The sequence below is a fragment of the Paraburkholderia sp. BL10I2N1 genome (genome assembly GCF_004361815.1).
GTDB lineage: Bacteria > Pseudomonadota > Gammaproteobacteria > Burkholderiales > Burkholderiaceae > Paraburkholderia.
The window spans coordinates 265,401-284,242 of record NZ_SNWA01000001.1; the positions used below are offsets into that span (position 1 = coordinate 265,401).

20 protein-coding genes and 1 pseudogene are annotated in these 18,842 nt (G+C 60.8%); 9 read left to right on the forward strand and 12 right to left on the reverse strand.

Annotated elements, in window-relative coordinates:
* The first annotated feature begins 128 nt into the window (after positions 1-128).
* On the forward strand, positions 129-1,106 hold the full coding sequence (locus B0G77_RS01215) for a LysR family transcriptional regulator (RefSeq protein ID WP_133660499.1): 978 nt from the start codon (positions 129-131) through the stop codon (positions 1,104-1,106).
* Here the strand turns inward: B0G77_RS01215 and B0G77_RS01220 are convergent.
* Positions 1,073-1,297, reverse strand: a complete 225-nt coding sequence (locus tag B0G77_RS01220) for a hypothetical protein (protein WP_133660500.1) — start codon at positions 1,295-1,297, stop codon at positions 1,073-1,075. The genes B0G77_RS01215 and B0G77_RS01220 overlap by 34 nt on opposite strands.
* Before the next feature lie 239 nt (positions 1,298-1,536).
* Between B0G77_RS01220 and B0G77_RS01225 the strand changes: the two are divergent.
* Positions 1,537-2,274 (forward strand): annotated as a pseudogene (locus tag B0G77_RS01225) (integrase core domain-containing protein); the annotation flags it as partial.
* 36 nt (positions 2,275-2,310) lie between these two features.
* Here the strand turns inward: B0G77_RS01225 and B0G77_RS45470 are convergent.
* Positions 2,311-2,526, reverse strand: a complete 216-nt coding sequence (locus B0G77_RS45470) for a cyclic-phosphate processing receiver domain-containing protein (RefSeq protein WP_347814146.1) — start codon at positions 2,524-2,526, stop codon at positions 2,311-2,313.
* A complete protein-coding gene (locus tag B0G77_RS01235; protein WP_208116376.1) occupies positions 2,495-3,016 on the reverse strand; it encodes a phospholipase D-like domain-containing protein in 522 nt (173 codons plus the stop codon). Before B0G77_RS01235 ends, B0G77_RS45470 begins: the two co-directional genes overlap by 32 nt.
* 378 nt (positions 3,017-3,394) lie before the next feature.
* Between B0G77_RS01235 and B0G77_RS01240 the strand changes: the two genes are divergently transcribed.
* From B0G77_RS01240 to B0G77_RS01250, 3 genes are all read left to right on the forward strand, one after another.
* A complete protein-coding gene (locus tag B0G77_RS01240) occupies positions 3,395-4,048 on the forward strand; it encodes an antitoxin Xre/MbcA/ParS toxin-binding domain-containing protein (RefSeq protein WP_347814147.1) in 654 nt (217 codons plus the stop codon).
* The gene (locus tag B0G77_RS01245) at positions 4,045-4,515 is read left to right on the forward strand and encodes an RES family NAD+ phosphorylase (protein ID WP_133660501.1); all 471 of its coding nucleotides are present in this window, start codon (positions 4,045-4,047) and stop codon (positions 4,513-4,515) included. The genes B0G77_RS01240 and B0G77_RS01245 overlap by 4 nt, the downstream gene beginning before the upstream one ends.
* Positions 4,516-4,579: 64 nt before the next feature.
* Positions 4,580-4,930, forward strand: coding sequence for a hypothetical protein (locus B0G77_RS01250; protein WP_133660502.1), 351 nt, complete (start codon positions 4,580-4,582; stop codon positions 4,928-4,930).
* 403 nt (positions 4,931-5,333) lie between these two features.
* On the opposite strand, the gene B0G77_RS01255 is transcribed toward B0G77_RS01250, so the two are convergent.
* Together B0G77_RS01255 and B0G77_RS01260 are read right to left on the reverse strand one after the other, a co-directional pair.
* The gene (locus B0G77_RS01255) at positions 5,334-6,932 is read right to left on the reverse strand and encodes an EAL domain-containing protein (protein WP_243750885.1); all 1,599 of its coding nucleotides are present in this window, start codon (positions 6,930-6,932) and stop codon (positions 5,334-5,336) included.
* Positions 6,933-7,708: 776 nt separating this feature from the next.
* Positions 7,709-8,167 (reverse strand): Lrp/AsnC family transcriptional regulator, encoded by a 459-nt coding sequence (locus B0G77_RS01260; RefSeq protein ID WP_133660503.1) that lies wholly within the window; start codon positions 8,165-8,167, stop codon positions 7,709-7,711.
* A 124-nt stretch (positions 8,168-8,291) separates the two neighbouring features.
* Between B0G77_RS01260 and B0G77_RS01265 the strand changes: the two genes are divergently transcribed.
* The 3 genes from B0G77_RS01265 (at position 8,292) to B0G77_RS01275 (ending at position 9,987) form a co-directional block, all read left to right on the forward strand.
* Positions 8,292-8,825 (forward strand): alpha/beta hydrolase, encoded by a 534-nt coding sequence (locus tag B0G77_RS01265; RefSeq protein ID WP_133660504.1) that lies wholly within the window; start codon positions 8,292-8,294, stop codon positions 8,823-8,825.
* A 370-nt stretch (positions 8,826-9,195) separates the two neighbouring features.
* Positions 9,196-9,594 carry a GFA family protein gene (locus B0G77_RS01270; protein WP_133660505.1) on the forward strand — a complete coding sequence of 133 codons (399 nt, stop codon included), beginning with the start codon at positions 9,196-9,198 and terminating at the stop codon, positions 9,592-9,594.
* A 186-nt stretch (positions 9,595-9,780) separates the two neighbouring features.
* A complete protein-coding gene (locus B0G77_RS01275; RefSeq protein WP_133660506.1) occupies positions 9,781-9,987 on the forward strand; it encodes a DUF6494 family protein in 207 nt (68 codons plus the stop codon).
* Positions 9,988-10,244: 257 nt separating this feature from the next.
* On the opposite strand, the gene B0G77_RS01280 is transcribed toward B0G77_RS01275, so the two are convergent.
* From B0G77_RS01280 to B0G77_RS01310, 7 genes are read right to left on the reverse strand one after another with little or no spacing between them, the layout of a single operon-like run.
* Positions 10,245-11,480, reverse strand: a complete 1,236-nt coding sequence (locus tag B0G77_RS01280; protein WP_133660507.1) for a M20/M25/M40 family metallo-hydrolase — start codon at positions 11,478-11,480, stop codon at positions 10,245-10,247.
* Complete coding sequence (locus tag B0G77_RS01285; protein WP_133660508.1) at positions 11,480-13,021, reverse strand: amidohydrolase family protein; 1,542 nt, start codon at positions 13,019-13,021, stop codon at positions 11,480-11,482. Before B0G77_RS01285 ends, B0G77_RS01280 begins: the two co-directional genes overlap by 1 nt.
* Before the next feature lie 29 nt (positions 13,022-13,050).
* Entirely contained in the window at positions 13,051-13,932 is an 882-nt protein-coding gene (locus B0G77_RS01290; protein ID WP_133660509.1) for a carbon-nitrogen hydrolase family protein, read from the reverse strand.
* Positions 13,929-14,741, reverse strand: coding sequence for an ABC transporter ATP-binding protein (locus B0G77_RS01295; RefSeq protein WP_208116377.1), 813 nt, complete (start codon positions 14,739-14,741; stop codon positions 13,929-13,931). Before B0G77_RS01295 ends, B0G77_RS01290 begins: the two co-directional genes overlap by 4 nt.
* A 1-nt stretch (position 14,742) precedes the next feature.
* On the reverse strand, positions 14,743-15,642 hold the full coding sequence (locus B0G77_RS01300) for an ABC transporter permease (protein WP_133660510.1): 900 nt from the start codon (positions 15,640-15,642) through the stop codon (positions 14,743-14,745).
* Complete coding sequence (locus B0G77_RS01305; protein WP_208116378.1) at positions 15,639-16,700, reverse strand: ABC transporter substrate-binding protein; 1,062 nt, start codon at positions 16,698-16,700, stop codon at positions 15,639-15,641. The genes B0G77_RS01300 and B0G77_RS01305 overlap by 4 nt, the downstream gene beginning before the upstream one ends.
* A gap of 10 nt (positions 16,701-16,710) precedes the next feature.
* Positions 16,711-17,628, reverse strand: a complete 918-nt coding sequence (locus tag B0G77_RS01310) for an ABC transporter substrate-binding protein (protein WP_133660511.1) — start codon at positions 17,626-17,628, stop codon at positions 16,711-16,713.
* 475 nt (positions 17,629-18,103) lie between these two features.
* Here B0G77_RS01310 and B0G77_RS01315 point away from each other — a divergent pair, with 475 nt between their 5' ends.
* The gene (locus B0G77_RS01315) at positions 18,104-18,835 is read left to right on the forward strand and encodes a GntR family transcriptional regulator (protein ID WP_133660512.1); all 732 of its coding nucleotides are present in this window, start codon (positions 18,104-18,106) and stop codon (positions 18,833-18,835) included.
* Positions 18,836-18,842 lie beyond the last annotated feature (7 nt).

Consider the following 18,842-nt stretch of genomic DNA (forward strand, 5'->3'; position numbering starts at 1 on the left):
CGTCTGCATAATGTGTCTCCGTTTTCGCCGGAATCCGGCTGTTCCTGATATGGGGTTCATGCTAGGTAGACGGACCCCGCCCGTAAATTGAAAACTCTTGATGAATCGATAACCTGAGGTAATCAAATATGGGCTCGATCGACAAACGCGACTCGACGCCGCAGCTGCTGAACCGGCTGCGGATGCGTCAGATCGCGCTGTTGCTCGCAGTCGACGAATGCTCGACGCTGCACGCGGCGGCCGACCGGCTCGGCCTCACGCAGCCGGCCGCGACAAAGATGCTGCACGAACTCGAGAACGCGCTCGGTCAGCGGCTGTTCGATCGCGTCGGGCGCGGCCTCGTGTTGAATCCGGCCGGCGAGCGCGTGCTCGGCTACTTTCGCGGGATCCGGGGCAGCATGGAGGCGCTGAACCGCGAGCTCGCGGAGCTGCAGCTCGGCAGCGCCGGGCGGCTCGCGATCGGCAGCATCATGGCCGCGTCGCCGGGGCGGCTCACCGAGGCGCTCGTGCAGCTGAAGGCGCGCTATCCGCTGCTCGCGATCGACATCGCGGTCGACACCAGCGACCGGCTGATGCCGCAATTGCAGGAAGGCGTGCTCGAGGTCGTGATCGGCCGCGACGCCGGCAGCGACTGCGTGTTCCGCGCGGTCGACGACGAGGCGCTCGCGGTCGTCTCCGGCCGCAACCATCCGCTCGCGGGCGCGGGGCCGGTCGGGTTCGACGCGCTGCTCGAGTATCCGTGGATCCTGCAGCCGGGCGGCAGCCCGGCGCGCGAGGTCATCGAGGGCGAGTTCCGGATGCATCACGAGCCGATGCCGCGCGGGCTGATCGAGACCGGCTCGATGCTGACGACGATGAACCTCGTCGACCGCTCGCAGATGCTCGGCGTGATCCCGCTGACGGTCGCGCAGCGCAACGTGGAGCACGGGCTCGTCGCGATCGTCGACTACACGCTTGCGCAGAAGCTGCCGTCGTACGGCAGCCTCGTCCGGCGCGACCGGCCGCTCAGCATCCCCGCGCGGCAGTTCCTCACGCTGTTCCATCACGAGGACGACGGCGAGCAGCCAGGCGGTCAGTTGTCCGGCGTCGACACCAGCAGCACGTAAGCCGGCACGTCGGTCGTGCCGGCCAGCGGATGCACGACCGTCGCCTGCACCGACAGCGCGGCGGCGATGTCCGGCGCGCTGTCGATCGTCCCCGTGCGCGTGATCGTCACCAGGCGCGTGGGGCAGCGCAGCGTCTCGCGATACAGCGCTCCGTACCACAGCGGCCCCGTGCGGTGCGCGTCCTCGAGCACGTCAGACGCCGCGCGCCATTGCAGCGGCAGGAACTCCTCGCGATCGCATATGGGGTCGGTCGCGAGCCTGAAGACGATGGCCGAGCAGATCGCGGAGAACGCGCGAAGGCTCGTGAAAGGCGAGCCGCTGCTGAACGTCGTCGACGTCGGTCGCGGTTACTGAGTGCCGTTGCGACGATTGATCCGCACCTCGGCGCAATGCCGATCGATAACATACGGATATCGATATATCGCGTAATGAGATCGCTCAGAAATACGGGGTTCACCCGGTTATGGTTGGGCAGTGGAAGAAGGAGATTGTGGAGCGTGCAGCGGCGCTGTTTGAAGTGAAGCGTGGACCGAAGCCGGTGGACGATCAAAACGCGCCGGAGCGGCTGTACGGCGAGATTGGAAAGCTGAAGATGGAAGTGGACTGGCTCAAAAAAAAGTTGTCGCAGTGAGCCGGCAGCTACCTGCCAGCTGTGACCAGTATCACCGAATGCGGGACAGGCTACCTATACCGCAAGGTGCTGTCCGGGCGCATCAGCAACAGCATGGACGCCGGGTTCTGCGTCGACTGCCTGGAAGAGGCGTTGAGCCAGTACGGCAGGCCGGAGATCTTCAACAGCGACCAGGGTTCGCAGTTCACCAGCGACGCGTTCACCGGGGTGCTCAAGGGTGCCGGTGTGGCGATCAGCATGGACGGTCGGGGCCGGGCGCTGGACAATATTTTCGTTGAACGCCTGTGGCGCAACGTCAAGCATGAGGATGTCTATCTGAAGGGCTATGCGACGATGGGCGAACTGACGGTGGGGCTGGCGCAGTACTTTGCCTACTATAACGGCGAGCGGCCTCATCAGTCGCTCGGATACCAGACCCCAGCCGCGGTCTATCCGAGTGGCTGCGGTGGTGGGGCCAGGATTGTCGACAGGTTCAGCGGGGCGCTGGCGGAACCGGGGCAGCGCTGTTCAGCTGCGTGTGGTATCGATGCAGCTTAAATTGCGGTCCACTCTGTCTTGACACTGGGGTCCACTTTATCTGCCGCCAGCATCCAGGTCCATCGTCACCAGCTTCCTGACCACGACCATTGCAGTGTCCTCACCGCCCAGGTCGTGATCGAAGGAAATTTCGAACGGACAGCCGCGAGCTTCGAGAAGCGTAGTGGCCTCGAGGGACGTACGTGCGATTACCCAATCGGATGCGACGGGGTCACGGATGTCATCGATAAACAAGCGGTATCGGGCTTCCATTTTTACCGATCCTCAGAGCCTGGTCACGGCGACATCTGCGGTCTAAATGCGCCAGATACGCTGCGAGCTGCCGGTGCTGAGGATCTCCCTTGATGCCACCAACAACGTAAGACAGCTCCTCATTCGACGTAAGCGCAGCCTTCGTGATGTTAGCTGACCCCACAATTGCAGAATACCGGTCGCCCGCCTCGAAGTAGTACAGCTTCGTGTGGAGATACGAGCGACTGTGATCCACGACGATGTGCTCGACACCGAGCGTGGCCAGCCCATCGGCGGCGTCCTGTTCTGTGTGCTTGTCGTTGGAGTAAAAGATGACGCGGGCTCCCCGATCTACGGCCTTTTTCAGTTCATCCGCAATCGCTTTGATCCCGCCGAATTTCAGATGACCAGAGCACATCGAGATGATGTGTGCGTCGACCAACCCTTTCCTGATAGCTGCAAGATGACCGTGCTCGCCCGTCTTAGATTGATTCCAGATGAAAGTCGACATGGGTTGAATATTGTTTGTTAGCAAGGGCCTGCCCTGAAGCGAGGTTTCGGGCAGAAACCGGCCGTATCGCTGGCGATCTGAGCTGCGCGTTGGCGCCACCTAAGGAAATCGAACGATTGTAAACCTTGCGACAACGTCGGGTGGACCTTTCGTGCCTACGGCAGCCATGCGCCAAAAAGCAGACGCACGTCGACCCAAGAGAGCTGCTGGCCGGTCTGGAAGGCATTGCGGTAACTTCTTACCCTGTACGTGACGGCAGCACTTTTCCGTTTCGGCCCTCGCGGGCCGATCTTTCTCCTGGGTGGACGCAGTGTGCGGGATATCCCGATTTTTGCTGCGGCGCAAGGTGCAGACTTAAGTGAACAAAGTTCAAAGTAAGTGAATCTCGACATGAACCGACGCGCGGCTCGTTTAAACCAAATGGGAATGTCTTGTATCTCGTTTGGTAATCGGCTAAACTGTATCCCAGTTGGGCATCAATCGTTGCTCATTTGGGAGAAAATCATGACGGCAGAAGCAGTGGCAGGACGGCAGCATTCGCGACGTGCGAAGCCTAGCGCTTCGGCGGCAAAATCTGCAGCGGCCTCCAGGCTCGCTCACATAGGCACCAATGGGCTCGGCGCTCAGGAAGACGATTTGACGTTCTTTCTCGGTCTCGCCCCTACCGAACAGTCACGCCTGATTCGAGATGGCATGGAGGCGGTAATCGTCAGCCGAATCGCCACCGAACTGCTGGCAATTCCGGTGCAAACCCTGCTCGCCAGTCTGCGCCTTCCCAGCAGCACTATCAACCGCAAGATTGCGCAGGGAGAGCGGCTCAGTGCGGGAGAATCGGACCGTGCAGCTCGTACGATGCTGATTTACGCTCAGGCCAAGGATGTTCTCGAAGACGGCCGTCTGGCCGCTGAATGGCTGCTGCGTCCGAATGTTGAACTGGGCGGCGAACGGCCGCTGGACACGCTGGATACGCAAACGGGGTTTGACCGCGTGCGTGACATTCTGGTGCGTCTCGAACACGGCGTGACCGTATGAAGGTGTTTCGTCTTGCCAAAGAGAAGCCCGGAAAATACCGGGCCGATGATCTGAGCGGCAACGGTGCGGCGCTGGCAGGCGGCCGCTGGAATCCGCGGGGAATGCCGGTGCTTTATACGTGCTGCCACGCGTCGACGGCGGTCCTTGAGGCGCGTGTCCATGCGTCAGGATTGCTGCCGGTGGCCAACTTTTATCTGGTCACACTGGAAGTGCCGGACAGGGCTGCATCGAGCGCCTACGTGCCGGACCTGCCCGAGGACTGGAACGTGCTGGATCGCGATCCAGCGTCGACCGTGGACCTCGCGCGGCAGTGGCTCGAAGCCGGGAAACGGCTCGCGATGCGAGTGCCATCTGTTGTTTGCCCGAGTGACGACAACCTGATTCTTAATCCGTTGCATCCGGGCATGAAGCACGTAGTAGTACTGCACAAGCAGCGCTTCGAGCTGGACCGGCGGCTTTTCAAATAAACCCGGCGGCGATCGCGTTTGCGCGGTCGCCGTCAGACAGGACCATGACAGGCGGAGTGGTGGTATGAATCCCGTTGAAGCGAAAACGACCCTTGAGCAGCTGGCGCGCGGCATCGATCCCGAGACGGGCGAGATCATCGCTGGGCAAAGCCCGTTCAATAACCCGCAGGTGATCCGGGCCTTGTTTTTCGCTGTCAAGGAACTCGACAAGCTCGGCGGTGCTCCGGAGCCTGCCGGCCGAGCTGCCCGCGAGCGACCTGAGAATGCTGGCCGCTCGTGGTCGGATGAAGAGGATGCGGACCTGTTGAACACCTTCGACGCGGGCATGTCTCCGAAGGATCTGGCCGTAAAACACAGGCGCACCAAGGGTGCGATCGACTCGCGGCTGGTTCGCCTCGGCCGGGTGGCCCCTTGAAAGCAGGTTGCGTGGGAGTCGCGAAGCGCCTCATGTAGGGTAGGTGTAGCGGCCCGATAACATCTAGGGAAGCGCTGATCAATATGTTGGCACGCCGAGTTGCCGACGATGCCGCTCAAGCTTTTTTCGATGGGAGAAGGAAATGGCTACATTCGACGCGAGTTTGGCCCGATTGCGGACCTCACTTCGCGCTTTTTTCGTCTTCAGGACGGATTTCCCCTGCCCCGGCGCACATTTCCAGTGACGTGAATTGGCTCATGATTTCTTTCTCTTTGATAGTTGGCTCTTTTCTTGCTCTGAGCGCATAAATTCTCGAAGCACGTCGGACGCTAGCCGCTTTTCGGCCGCGCATGCGCCTTGGCGATCCGGGAAGGTATGCAGCGGTGCAGCTGCGATACGCCGGCTATCTCTTGACGATGGCCCGCTCCTCCCAATGGGTTTGCGACGGAGCATGGACACGGACTTGTGAGTGGCGGTACATCCGCTCAAATTCCAGAATGTTTGCCGGTCGCTGGAACAGAAAGCCCTGCGCGAACCTGATGCCGATTTCCTTCAACGCGTCGCGTTGCTCAACTTCTTCGACGCCTTCCGCGACGATCGTCAGATCCAGCTTGTTCGCGAGATAAGTGATGCCTTCAACGAGTTGGCGGCTTTGGTTCGCCACTCCATCAGTGAACTGCCGGTCAATCTTGATGAAATCGAAAGCGAAACGCTGCAACAGTGCGAGGTTGCTGTTGTCCGTACCAAAATCATCGACGGCGAACTTTACGCCGTAAGTCTTGAGATTCATCAAATTTTCGTGACTGTTTGCGAGGCCTGTGAGTAATCCGCGCTCCGTGATTTCAAGCACCACCTGAAAACGGGTCGGGCTTCGCTTGAGCGTCGAACTGATGTCGTGGGGAAAACAATGCATTTCGATGTGCTTCGGTGCGAGATTGACGTTCACCCGGAAGCCGTCCGGAAATTCACAAGCATCCAGTTCAGTAAGCGCCGTAGCCAGTACGAACTCCGTCAGGGGAGCAATCACGGTGGTCATTTCTATCTCACCGATGAACTTTCCCGGCAATACCAGCCCGAGACGCGGATGCTTCCAGCGTAACAGCGCCTCGGCGCCGACCCATTGCCCGCTTTCCAGATCAACGATTGCCTGGTATTCCACGTAAAACTCGTTACGCCGCAAACCTGCCCTAACCTGCCTTTCTAAGCGCTGCCGGGGCGTGAAGCCCGCGATATAGCCGGCGAGGAGCGTCGCAAACACAAAGAGACCGATGAACAGTGCAAGCACCTCGGTCGCGATCAGATCGGCCCGCAGTTTGTCGCCGTCGCGTTCGACCCCGACAACGATTTCACTCATGCTGGACTCGCGGGCGGCGGTCTTCAGGAAGCGCCCGTCGCTTGTGAGCGTTCCCCCCGTTCCGTCAGATACCGACGCGCTCTTCGCCCCCGACGCTTTCGCCCGGGCAAGGATGTCCACGACGTACGCCCCCTCAACGATGTATAAAACGCCATGCCGGCTGTCGACCGGAGCGTAAATTGCCATGACCGGTGTGCCCGGAATGAGTTGTGTTCCGCCAAGGAAGGCGATCTGCTGGGCATCGCCCGTCGGAACGAGATAGGAGGCGAGTGGAATGGACACCGGTCCACGGACGGTTGAACAGTATGCGCTACCATCCTTGACCAGCATGGCGGTCCGGCGATAGGGGACGGACACGTCTTTGAGCGTGAGTTGCGTCTGGACCTCGGAACACGGCCGTCCCGCAAGATTCGCCAGTTTGCGTTCGCCAGCGCGGGTCTCTGAAACGATGCGGTCGATCGCGTCGTCAATGTCCTGTGCAACAACCTTTTGCTGAGCTTGCGCCCGCTCAGACACGATGTGGTAGCCAGCCAGAAGAGCCAGCACGGTTACAGCCATCAGAAGCACCGCTCCGATGATCTTGCGCCGGCGGGACGCGGCGATTTCCCGCCACAGGACGGTTGCGGGTATTGCTGGTTTCGGCTTCATGCGCTTCCCCCTTTTTGCGCTTGGCGACACACCTCGATTTGCACCAACGCGGGTTGCAGCGGCAATCGGCCGTCGTCAGGTAAGCCGCCGCTTAAGAGCAAACATATGATTTATACCATTTCATGGATTGGAGGCAATCGATAGCCTGATGCGCATGGGGACTTTGAACCAGAAGCTGTCGCTCGCGTCGCCAATGCCTTGACGCGTTATTGGCTTGCGCATTCGAACGCCCGTCGCGGCTCACGTCGATCGATTTCCAGAAGTCCAATCCGACGCTCTACCAGAAGCTCCACAAGTGATAGGGAGAACTGGAACGCCTCCCCTTTAACGGTATCGGAAAGCAGAGAGCCCACGGGCACAAAGTGACCGCCGGCTCGACGCCGCCTGAGTCAGCCCGGTGCTCGCGCGAACTGGTCGCAAGTCCGGTACGACGCGTGTGACTGGCTTTGCCGCTGTCGTCCGCCGAGGCTACCGTGAGATATTTCAAAATGGACTTCGGAACATTTGGTTGCCCGAAGCCGTTCGTTATGGTGGTGCTGCCGTGAACTGCAGACGCCCGCGACGGCCGATGAAGCAACCTTGGCCTTTGCCAATCGAATGGCCGTTCGCTGGTGCTGAACCGCCGTCTGAACGTCCGAGCGACGTGACAGGCGAATGACGGTTCATGGCCGCGTGCTGCCTCATGCAGTCGGCATATGCAAGTCTAGCGCGATAGGTCTCGATCGGGAGCACGCGAGCCAGTATAGCGAACACCCGCATTTCTACATGACAGCCGGTCACGGTAGTGATCCGCGGATCGTCTTCGGTGGATAGCTCGCCAGCACGACAGCGGTGGTCACCGGGCCAAATCTCGCCAACGTGTCGATTGCAACTTCGAGTTGCGTCATGTCTTCGACCACGATGCGCACCATGAAGCAGTCTTCGCCAGTTATTCGATGCGCCTCGACTATTTCCGGCATTGCTTCGAAGGCGCACAGGCATTGCTTGATCTGAGCATGAGTGGTCCGGATCCGAAGGATGGCTGCAATGCCACGGCCCACGAGACCGGGATTGATCCGCGCCGCGTAACCTTCAATGACGCCTTGTTCCTCCAGTCGTTTGATACGGGCGGTGACGGCCGGCTGTGAAAGTCCGATCTGCTTGCCAAGCTCGGTGTTGCTGATGCGCGCATTGCTCTGAAGAGCCTCCAGTATCCGCCAGTCCAGCCGGTCTAAAGTTGCTTGCTTAGTTTTCATTTGTGCAGTCCGGCAATTTTCTCTGTTTTAACCGGTGGTAGCCGTCAATTCATTTGATCCGGCATGTTGCCAGAATCCATGCGCTTTTACACTGGATGCTCATTTAACATTGGAGAGCTGGCAGATGGACTACCCCGTTTTGGTTGTTCCCGGTATCGGCAATTCCGGTCCATTGCACTGGCAAAGTAGGTGGGAGGCGGCGCATCCCGAGTGGCGGCGACTCGTTGTCGAAGACTGGGATCAGGTCGCCTGTAACGATTGGATATCGGCCATCGGGCGGCAGGTAGCGAAAAGCGGCGACGACACCGTCATCGTTGCGCACAGCCTCGGATGCCTGGCGGTCGTGCATTGGGCGGCACACCGTTCGCCCCGGATCCGTGGCGCGCTGCTTGTCGCTGTTCCCGACCCGGTCACCCCGGCGTTTCCTGCGGCGGCCGCAACGGGATTTGCGCCGTTACCATCGGAACGGCTACCGTTTCCTACGATCGTTGTATCCAGCTCCAACGATCCCTATGGCGGCGCAGATCATGCGCGTCACTGCGCCAAAGCATGGCGGAGCACACTCATCGAAGTTGGAGAGAAGGGGCACCTCAATGCGGATAGCGACCTGGGCGATTGGCCTGAAGGGTTCAGGCTGCTCCAATCACTGGGCAAGTGATTGATATTTTGACTAGATCCGCTCGTTTCTCGCGCGACGCGGCGTACGGATTAAGCGGGTCACGGCCGCCGAAGCCGCATTCGCCGAAGTCCGGAAATCGTACCTAGTCGACAAAATGCCAACGATCTTGACTTTCGGGGGAAGTCCTTGCAAACGAAATAGGCCGACTTCAGCCCGATATGCGTCTCGCATTGCCGTCGTCGGTTTTGTTACCGAAGGCGAAGAGCGATGCTCGTCGGCCGATGCGGTCATTTTTATGGCGGCCGGTCAACTTCGCCATCGACCAATGCATCTTCAACGCTGACCTCTATAATGACCGAGCCCATACGATCGTTGCGCTGCGGGTGACCGATTCGCTACGGAGGGAGCAATGCTCAAAGGCGGCTGCTTTTGCGGAAAGGTCCGTTACGAGGTCTTGGGTACGCCCTTCGACTCCACAATCTGCCACTGCGTGGACTGTCGCCGCGCATCGGCCGCCCCGTTCGTCGCCTGGTTTAGCGTCAGGCAATCCGAGTTTCGATTCGTCCTTGGCGAACCAGGGAGCTTCGCAAGCAGCAAAGCGGTTTTGCGAGCATTCTGCGCGGACTGCGGCACGCACTTAACCTACCAACACGACGATTTCCCCGACGAGATTGATATATCGACGTGCAGTCTCGACGTGCCGGAGCAGGTTCCGCCCGAGCATCACACCTGGATGTCGCAGAGGTTGTCGTGGATTCATGTATCTGACGCCTTGCCAAAGCACGCGGGCAGCTATTCAAAACCCTGAATTCGAATGGCAGGCTTACACTCTGCCGACGGTCTGCGACGTCGCCCGGTGGCTGGCTCACGCGTGAAACACGCAAGGCTTCGAATCGCACGAGTTTTACGCGCATACTCGAGGCCGACGGACACCGCACGCGTTATCCGTTTCGTGATCGCAGCAGACACTCTTCCCCGCAGACTGGAGATCCGAATGAATGAAGACACCTTCAACCTCAGCGTACGCAAGTTTTTGAAAATGGTCGGCGTGAGTTCGCAGCGTGAAATAGAGCATGCAGTCGCCAAGGCCATCGCCAGCAGCGCCATTGCGGGCAATGAATCCTTTCCCGCGAAAGTTACGTTGGAGGTCCCGGGGCTCAAGCTGAAAGTCGATTTCGAAGACGAAATCAGGCTTGAGTAAGAGGACGAACACCACCCGCAGAGAACGCGTTTACCCGGATCAGATCCGCGGCCGCCGGAACGTTCTCGGCCACTCCGGTCATTCGAGCCCACCGGCGTCTGGCCAATTTTCAATGACCGGTGTCGGAAAAATCGAACAGGCGCTATCGACCCACTCCCGTCGTCCGCCTCCCATCGGCGGATGTCGGCTGTTCACCCGCAAACCGGACACTCGCTGGCGTTGCCGGATAGCCGTTCGTCACCGGAAACGCCGCAGTCCTACTGCAGCTTCAGTAAGCCGCTGAGCGCCAGAGCGACGGTCTTCGTAGCCCGCCTCAGATCTTCTATCGCCACTCGCTCGTCCGCCCGGTGTCCGTTTGCCTCAAGGAGTGTGCGAGGTCCGGCTCCGTAGATCACGGTCGGCACACCGGCTTCGCAGTACAGGCGGGCATCGGTATAGAGCGGCACACCTTCCGCCGTAATCTCCGTCTGGATCGTGACGCGAGCCGCCGCCTGCAATGCGGCGACGAGCTGCTCCGCGCCGGGCAACTGCCTCATCGGTGAGGCGATCAGCACCTCGCGGAATTCGACGCTGATGCCGGGCAGCCCGGCGACAGCGTGCCGCACGACTTCCTCCACGCGCGTTCGCGCGGCAGCCGCGTCTTCCTCCGGCGTCACGCGCCGATCGAGCCGCAGGGTCACCAGATCGGGCACGACGTTGGTATTGATGCCGCCTTCGATCAGCCCCACTACGAGTGTCGGATGTTCGATTCCGGTGGTCGCGGAGCGAATCGTGGCCAGTTCCGCGCGATGCGCATAGAGCGCCTGCAACACCGCCGTGGCCGCCTCAAGCGCGTCGTGTCCGGTGTCGGGGCGAGCGGCGTGCGCGGACTTGCCGCGCACGGCGACTTCGAGATGCACGCAACCGTTGTGAGCGGTCGTGATTGCATACGAGAAGCCGGCGCAGATCGCGAAGTCGGGCTTTACGATGCCGTTCGCAAGCAGCCAGCCGGGACCCAGCAAGCCGCCGCTTTCCTCGTCGTAGGTCAAATGCAGTTCGACCGTGCCTTGCAGCGGGGCAGCCGTCTCGATCAACGCGCGCAATGCGAAAGCGTACGTGGCGAAGTCGGACTTCGAGACTGCCGCACCGCGTCCGATCATATAGCCGTCCCGGATCTCGGCGCCGTAAGGATCGCTCGACCAGCCCTCGCCGGGCGGCACGACATCGCCGTGTGCGTTCAGTGCAATCGTCGGGCCGTCGCCGAAGCGATGCCGAACGACCAGGTTGGTCACACTGATCATGCCAGCCTGAACGACAGCGTCTGCCGGCACGACGTGTCGCTCGACTTCAAGGCCGAGCGCTTCTAGCGCGCGGGCGGCCAGATCGGCGTGACCCGCACAATCGCCGGGCGGGTTGTCAGAGGGCTCGCGAACGAGGGCGGCCAGAAATTCGACTTCAGCGTCGAAGCGATCGTCGACCGCTTCCAAAAGGGCTTGCGTGGTCATTCGGTCCATCAGTTCCGTGATGAAGGGGCGTAAAACGGCTGACGCGGCGGTGTTTCAGCAAAATAGTCGGTGTAAAAGGCCTTTACATGAGGGAACACGGCCGTGCCCAGTTCCCGCTCCGCCTGCTTCACCTCGTTGCGCGGCTTCGCGAGAGTCTGTTCGATCTCGTTGAGGATCGCATCGCGATCCACGCGCGTGAACCGGCCATCCCGGTACACCACTTCGCCGGCAATCATCACGGCATCGACAGCATTGGTCTTGGCGCGCTGCATGAGCGCATCGAGCATCGGAATGTTATCGTCCTGATACGGATACGTGGCGGTCTTCCAGTTCATCAGCACCAGATCGGCCAGGCGTCCGGTTTCCAGGCGCCCAATTTGTGCGCCGAACGGGGTGGTTCGAGCGCCATCCTCAGTGGCCATTTTCAGTATTTGTGGGCAGGTCGGCACGTCGTCGTCCATTCCCGGCGTGCGGTGTACCCGCAGTGCGAGGCGCATCTCCTGCAACATGTCGCGGTCTTCGTTGATACCCGCTTCGTCGAGCCCCATGCCGACCGTCACACCGTATCTGGCGAACGCATTCAAGGGTGCCACGCCACTGCGCAAACGGAGATTCGAACTGCAGTTATGGCAGATGCAGGTGCCGGTATGCGCGACCATTTCGATGTCTGCTTCCGTCAGCCACACGCCATGGCCGAGGGTTAGCGACGGACCGAGCAGACCGAGATCGTTCAGATGCGCGACCGCCGTCTTGCCGGTCCGGCGGCGCGCGTATTCCTTCTGATAGGCGGTTTCGAGCAAATGCATATGCATCGGTACGCCGGCTTTGTCGGCGCGTTCCTTGATGGTAAGCAGTGTCTCATCGCTACACCAGTGCAGGTTGGCAGGTGCAAGCTGAATCCGGGTCAGCGATTGGCCTTCGTTGTCCTGCGTGAGCATGTCGAACAACTGCAGATGATCGGCCAGCGGGACCTGCTGCGCTTTCAGATGCGCAGCGAGCTTAGGTCCGATGTCGGCCGGCAGGCGTTTGACGAAGTCTTCGTCGGCTTCGTAGACGAGCAGATTCTGCTCGCGCACGGCGAAGCTGTACGACGCGCGCATACCGATGTCCCGATACGCCTTCAGGACGCCTGAAGCGGCTTCATGTATCGACGACAGCGGACCAGGCCGCCAACCGTGGATGTGCTGCACGGTGGTAATGCCGGACGCAATCATTTCGAAGGCGGAGTACAGGGTATCGAGGTAAAGATCGATCTCGCGCGTACCCATCCGGCTCGCAAACCACAGTTCCAGCGCGTAGTCCGGAGAGCCGTGTTGCAGCGGCGTCAGGCCGACGTGATGGTGACTGTTGACGAAGCCAGGCAGCAACACCGTATCGGGCGAGCCGAGGCGCGGCGCGTTCGGATACTTTGCGATCAGCTGCTGCGCATCGCCGATCTCGACTATTACGCCGTCGCGTTGATACAGCGCGCCGTCGCGGATGACCTCTGCGGTGTGCCGGTCGGCAACGCCCTTGACGATCCAGCCAGCGACAATCAATGTTTCTGACATGGTTGCTTTTACCTGAATAGAGGAGAGTTTCAGAACGATGGTGTGTCGTATAGATCGACACGCCGATGGTCGAAGTAAGACAGCTTTTCGCGGGTCGCCGCGATCTCTGCATGCGCGAGCGTCGCGCTGACGATGCCAGGTCCTTCGTTGCCGGGCCGGCGGGCGAGTACAGCGCCGTCGGCGGCAATCACACACGACTCGCCATAGTTGTCGATGCGCACGCCATCGAGGAATTCGTCACCGGTCTTGTTCGCGCAAACGACCGCCAGCCCATTTTCCCGCGCGTGCGTGCGCAACTCCCCGACGAAGAAATCCATATCGTCGCCACCGCTGCCCGCGACGGGCACGATGACGAGATCGGCGCCGGCCGCACGCAACGCGCGCCAGCATTCTGGAAAGCGGCGGTCGTAGCAGACCAGAACGCCGATGCGCCATGCGCCTACCTGCACGACGTGCAGTGCGTCGCCAGGCGTGAAGTGCGCGGCTTCATCGTAGCCGGGCGGCGGGTCGTCGCCGACAGGCAGGTGAAGCTTGCGCGCAACCGGACCGGCGCGCAGCGGATTGCCGTCGGCGTCGAAGCCGAGCACGGCGTTGTGATACCGACCACTCGCCCGATCGATTTCGTAGAACGGTACGAACAGGGCGATGCCACGCTCCCTGGCCAGCGCGGCGCAGCGTGCGGCGAGGGGACCGTCGGCGGGCTGCGCCCAGTCACGATATTGCCCGCCCGGCGCGCTCGCGAAGTACGGCACCATTGAGAACTCGGGCAAGACGATCAACTGGGCGCCGTCATCAGCGGCGGCGCGCACGGCGGCAAATGCCACGGCCTCGTTGCCGGCAAGGTCGGTTGTGCAGGGAGGCAATTGCAGTGCCGCGGCCCGAAGTGTGCTCAGGGTTACCAGTCGATTCATCGGACCCGCTCCTGCTCGGCGAAGGCGCGATCGACTTCATCGCGCATCAGGTCGGTCAGGTGGACGCTGAGATCGTGGAACGCCCGGCTGCGCGTGTCCCGCGGACGAGGAAGATCGACCGGAATGATGGTCTTGATGCGCCCCGGGCGTGCCGTAAACACGACAATGCGGTCGGCGAGCGCAATCGCTTCGTCGATGTGGTGAGTGACGAAGACCATCGACACATTGCTTCGTTGCCAGACCTGGATCAGGAAGTCCTGCATCTTCGCACGCGTTTGCACGTCCAGCGCGGCGAACGGCTCGTCGAGCAGCAGTATCTCGGGCTTCAGCGCGAGTGCACGCCCCACGGCAACACGCTGGCGCATGCCGCCCGAGAGCTGGTCGGGCCGTTTGTCGATGGCTTCGGACAAGCCGACACGCTCGAGAATTTCCTCTGCGACACGCCGCCGGTTTTCCTTGGGCATGTGCTGCATTTTCAGGCCGAAGGTGATGTTTTCGCCCACGCTCAGCCACGGAAAGAGCGAGGCGTCCTGGAAGACGAGTCCACGGTCCGTGCCCGGTCCGCTCACCTCGGCACCGCCGCACACGATGCGGCCGCTGGATATCTGTTCCAGTCCTGAGATTAGATAGAGCAGAGTACTTTTGCCGCACCCGCTTGGGCCGAGGAACACGACGAATTCGCGGCGAGCGATATTCAGGTCGATGTCACGCAAGGCAACGAACGGTGCGCCGTCTGTCTGCCATGTCTTGCCGACGCCCTTGCAGGTGACGAGCGGCGGTTGCATGGAAGCTGATTCATTCTGGCTCATATCATTTCCCCAAACCGTTACCTGGCACCCAGAACAGCACCTTGCGCTGGACGATTCGCAGCGCAACGTCGAAGGCGAAGCCGGTGACGCCGATCAGCGTCATCGTGAAGAACGACAGGCTCGAGTTGAAGGTATTGCGCGCGAGCATGACGACCTGACCGAGCCCGCTGCCGACGCCGGTCGCTTCCGCCACCAGCACTACCATCCACGCGCCGAACAGGTTCATGCGCAGCACCATGAAGAGCGACGGCAAGATGGCCGGCAGAATCACATGACGGAACGTCTGCGCGCGCGTCGCGCCCATCACGGCGGCGACGTTAAGGTGGGTACGGCTGACGTTGTCGATCTGGCTGATCGTCGAGACGGTCATGACAAAAAAAAGCGAGATGAACACCATGAATACAGCGGGCGCATTCCCGATTCCGAACAGGAAGATCGCGACCGGGAGCCACGCGATCGGTGAAATGGGAGCCAGCAGCGTGATCGTCGGTAAGGTGAGGTTGCCGAGCAGGCGGAAGTAGCGGATCGCGACGCCCATCGCCACGCTGCAGACGAAGCCCAGCACCAGGCCGCTTAACACCCGCAACGTTGTTGCGACGATTGTCATGGCGAGCGACTTCAGCGCTGTCGCGTTGGACGTCTCGCCGATCACGTCAGTCGGGATGAAGTACTGAGCCTGCGACGCGAAGTTGCGCAGGAAGATGTGCGGCGGCGGCAACAGAAGCGGATCTGCCCAACCTGCGGCCCACGCCAGTTCCCATGCGGCAATGAAGCACGCCAGCGAGGCGACTCCCCAGCCAAGCGGCACGAGTCGCCGGACGAGGTTGGAGCGTGGCCGGCCACTTGCTGCCGGGCGCACCACGCGCCGGTGCGCGAAGAGGGTCGTCGGATCGGCTTTCATGCGGATTTCAGCTTGAGCTGGCCATAGAGATCGCCGTTTTCCTTGATCACCTCATTGAGCGGCCCCCAGTCGAACATGTCAGGGCCAGGAAGTCGCTTGATGTAGCGCAGGTCCTTCAGATTCTGCGCCCGCTGCAGGATGAAATTCTGGTTGCTGCGCTGATCGATCATCGCCGGCTGCTTCGCGGCTGCGTCGAGCGTGGCGTCGTAGCTCGTTTTGAAGTACTTGCCGACGGTGTCCTTGACGGCCGAGGCGCGGTCCAGTTCTTCCTGATGCTGCGCGACCATCATCGCCTTGATCAGCGCCTTCACCGCATCGCGGTTTTCGTGCAGGAGCTTGCTGCGCACCGCGAGAACGCAGTCGGAGTAGTTCGCGCCGTATACATCCACACCGTTCGAAAGCTGCACGGAGCCCGGCCTCGCCTTCAACGCCTGCGTCGCGTAGGGCTCGATGTGGCACATTGCATCGACGTTCCCGGCGATGAACGCCTGCGCCAGCTCCGGCGACGTGCCGAAGTAGCGCACCTTGACGTCGGCGAAACTCATGCCGGCCTTCTTCAGGTAATCGTACGGGAGCATTTCGAGCGTATCGGCCTGGAATGTGCCGATGGTCTTGCCGCGCAGTTGGGCCGCTGACGTGATGCCCGCCTGCGCGACGATCACGCAGCCCTGCACGCCCGAGCCTGCGACGATCTTGATCGGTGCGCCGGCATCGTAGAGCGTCATGAAGTTGGTGTACGGAACCACGGAGACGTCCACCACGCCCGCGCCGAAGAGCGCCGCGATGTCCGCATTGGACGGGGTGGTGACGAAGTCGAGCGTGACGCCCTGCGCGAGATTGCGTTCCTTGACGAGAAAGAACGGACAATTGCAGAGACCCGTGCCGTGCGTCGCCTTGAGGGTCAGCGGGCCGGCCGCCATGGCCTGTGGTAGATAGGCACCGCCCAACGCCGCGGCGCCGGCCAGACACGCACCGCGCATCAGGAATTCGCGCCGCGTACTGCCGAGTTCGGTCAATGGGTAACCATTCGGGTCTTGCTGAACAAATTTCCTGAACATCGCGTGGTCCTTAGAGAGGTTGAACGGCAGATGGGCATGTGAAAGTTTCCGCAGGCGACTGCGCAAGCGTTTGTTCCAGCAGATCGAAGCTGAAAATCTGTCCAATCGAGCCGGAAACCTGCATTCGTCCGAGCGCTTCCAGCGACCGGGCACGTGCGAGAATGCACTCGCGAAGCGGGCGAATATCGATGATCGGCGGCTGCGCGGCGACGCCGGCCAGCAGTTCGTCAAGCGCGAATTCGGGGTAGCGGTACGCGCTGGCGCGCAGGGCTTCGCGGGGATTGTTCGTAATCGCTTCCTGCGCATCGAGCATTGCGCGTAAGGCCGCGCGGATGATCTCAGGATGTGCGTCGAGAAAACTCTTGCGGGCGACGAGCAACGTGTCGGGATAGTCGCCGCCCCAAGCGTGCAAGCCGTCGCACAGCACCTCGAAGCCGCGCAGCCGAAGGCGGGAAATCCACGGTTCGATCAACGTCAGCGCCGCGAGGCGGCCGTCGGTCAGATCGGCGACCGCCTCGGCGAGCGATGGGTACAGCACGCGTTCGACCTGCATGAGATCCATTCCGTGTACCCGCAGTGCATCGTGCAGCAGGACTTCCATTGGATCGTCGGCGAAGGTTCCTACACGCTGGCCGCGCAGATCGCTCATCGACAGGCCCGGCTGCCCCACGAGCGCCATGCCGAGCTTGCCGCTGCCACCGACAATGCGCAGCGGGTCGGGCCGGGCATGATCGACCAGCGGCTGTGTAAAGCCGGTGGTGCCGAGATCAGCCTCTCCGCTTCTCAGCAATGCGGCGGTGGAGCTGAAATGTGTCAGCGGCGGTGCTTCGACCTGCAGGCCATGACGCTCGAACAGGCCGGTATCGACCGCAACGAACAACGCGAGATTGGAAAGCGCACTGCCGTGCGCCAGGAGCAGTTTTTGCATGACAGGATCTGGGAGTCAGGGAATCGCTGGGGCAGACGGCTTGCCGCACGCGAGGGCTTGACGATGTTTAGCGAAGACCGTGCCAGCGAGCGGGGCTTCGTATGAGCTCAAGCGCATCGCTTTGTTTACAGGATGTTGAGGATATTGTTTTAAATAAATCTTAAAACTTGTACACAATTGTGTCTCATCCTGTCTTCGAAAAACGCACCACAATGTGGCCGAAAGGCTGATTTTGCACCGCCATGTTGCGCTCGGCACAGTGACTGGGCATCATGCGTTCAAGCATTTTTAGCTTGATCTAACAAGGAATGACGGGACACAGTCGTACAATCTGCTTTGCAACAAAAATACAATCTGGCATATAACTTGTGTGCAATATCGGCGATAATTTGCACTGCGGCGAGGCAGTGCAATTGGTGTAGTCAACCGCGCACGTCGCCCTTGTCGTGATTCAACTCATTACCAGGACCCTTTCATGTCGACTGATAAGAAGAGGGCGAAGACGGCCGAAAACGAAGTGGCTGGCTCCTTCGACGGCGCGCATCGCCACGTGATTTACGAGCGCTTGATGAATGCGATCTCGGAGCATCGGCTGCAGCCCGGCACGAAGCTCGCCGAAGACCGGCTCGCCACTATTTTTGGCGTCAGCCGCACCACTGTGCGGACAGTGTTGCAGCAACTGGCGCACGAACTTGTCGTCACGATCGTGCCGAATCGCGGCGCGTTTGTTGCGAGCCCGACGGTGGAGGAGGCGCGCGAGTTGTTCGAGGCGCGGCGTCAGATCGAATTGCCGATCATCGAAAAGGTGTGCCGTTGCGCGACGAAGAAAGACCTGGCGCGTTTGCGCGCGCATGTGGCACAGGAAGATGAGGCCCGTAAGCGTGATGACCGGCGCACCTCGGTACGACTTTCAGGCGAATTCCACGTGATGCTCGCGCAGGTGTCGGGCAATCGCTTCGTCGAGCGTACGATGCGCGGCCTGCAGATGCTCACCTGCCTGACCATCCTGCTCTACAACGCGCCGACGGCGAAGGCGTGTCCACATGACGAACATACGCGCCTGATCGATGCGCTGGAAGCGGGCAACTTGAAGCTGGCGCAAAAAGTGATGATCGAGCATCTCGAACATATCGAAGCCACGCTCCGGTTGCATGAGCCCGAGGAAGAGCACGACGATCTGGAGGCGATCCTGTTCGATGGCCAATGACGTCGGC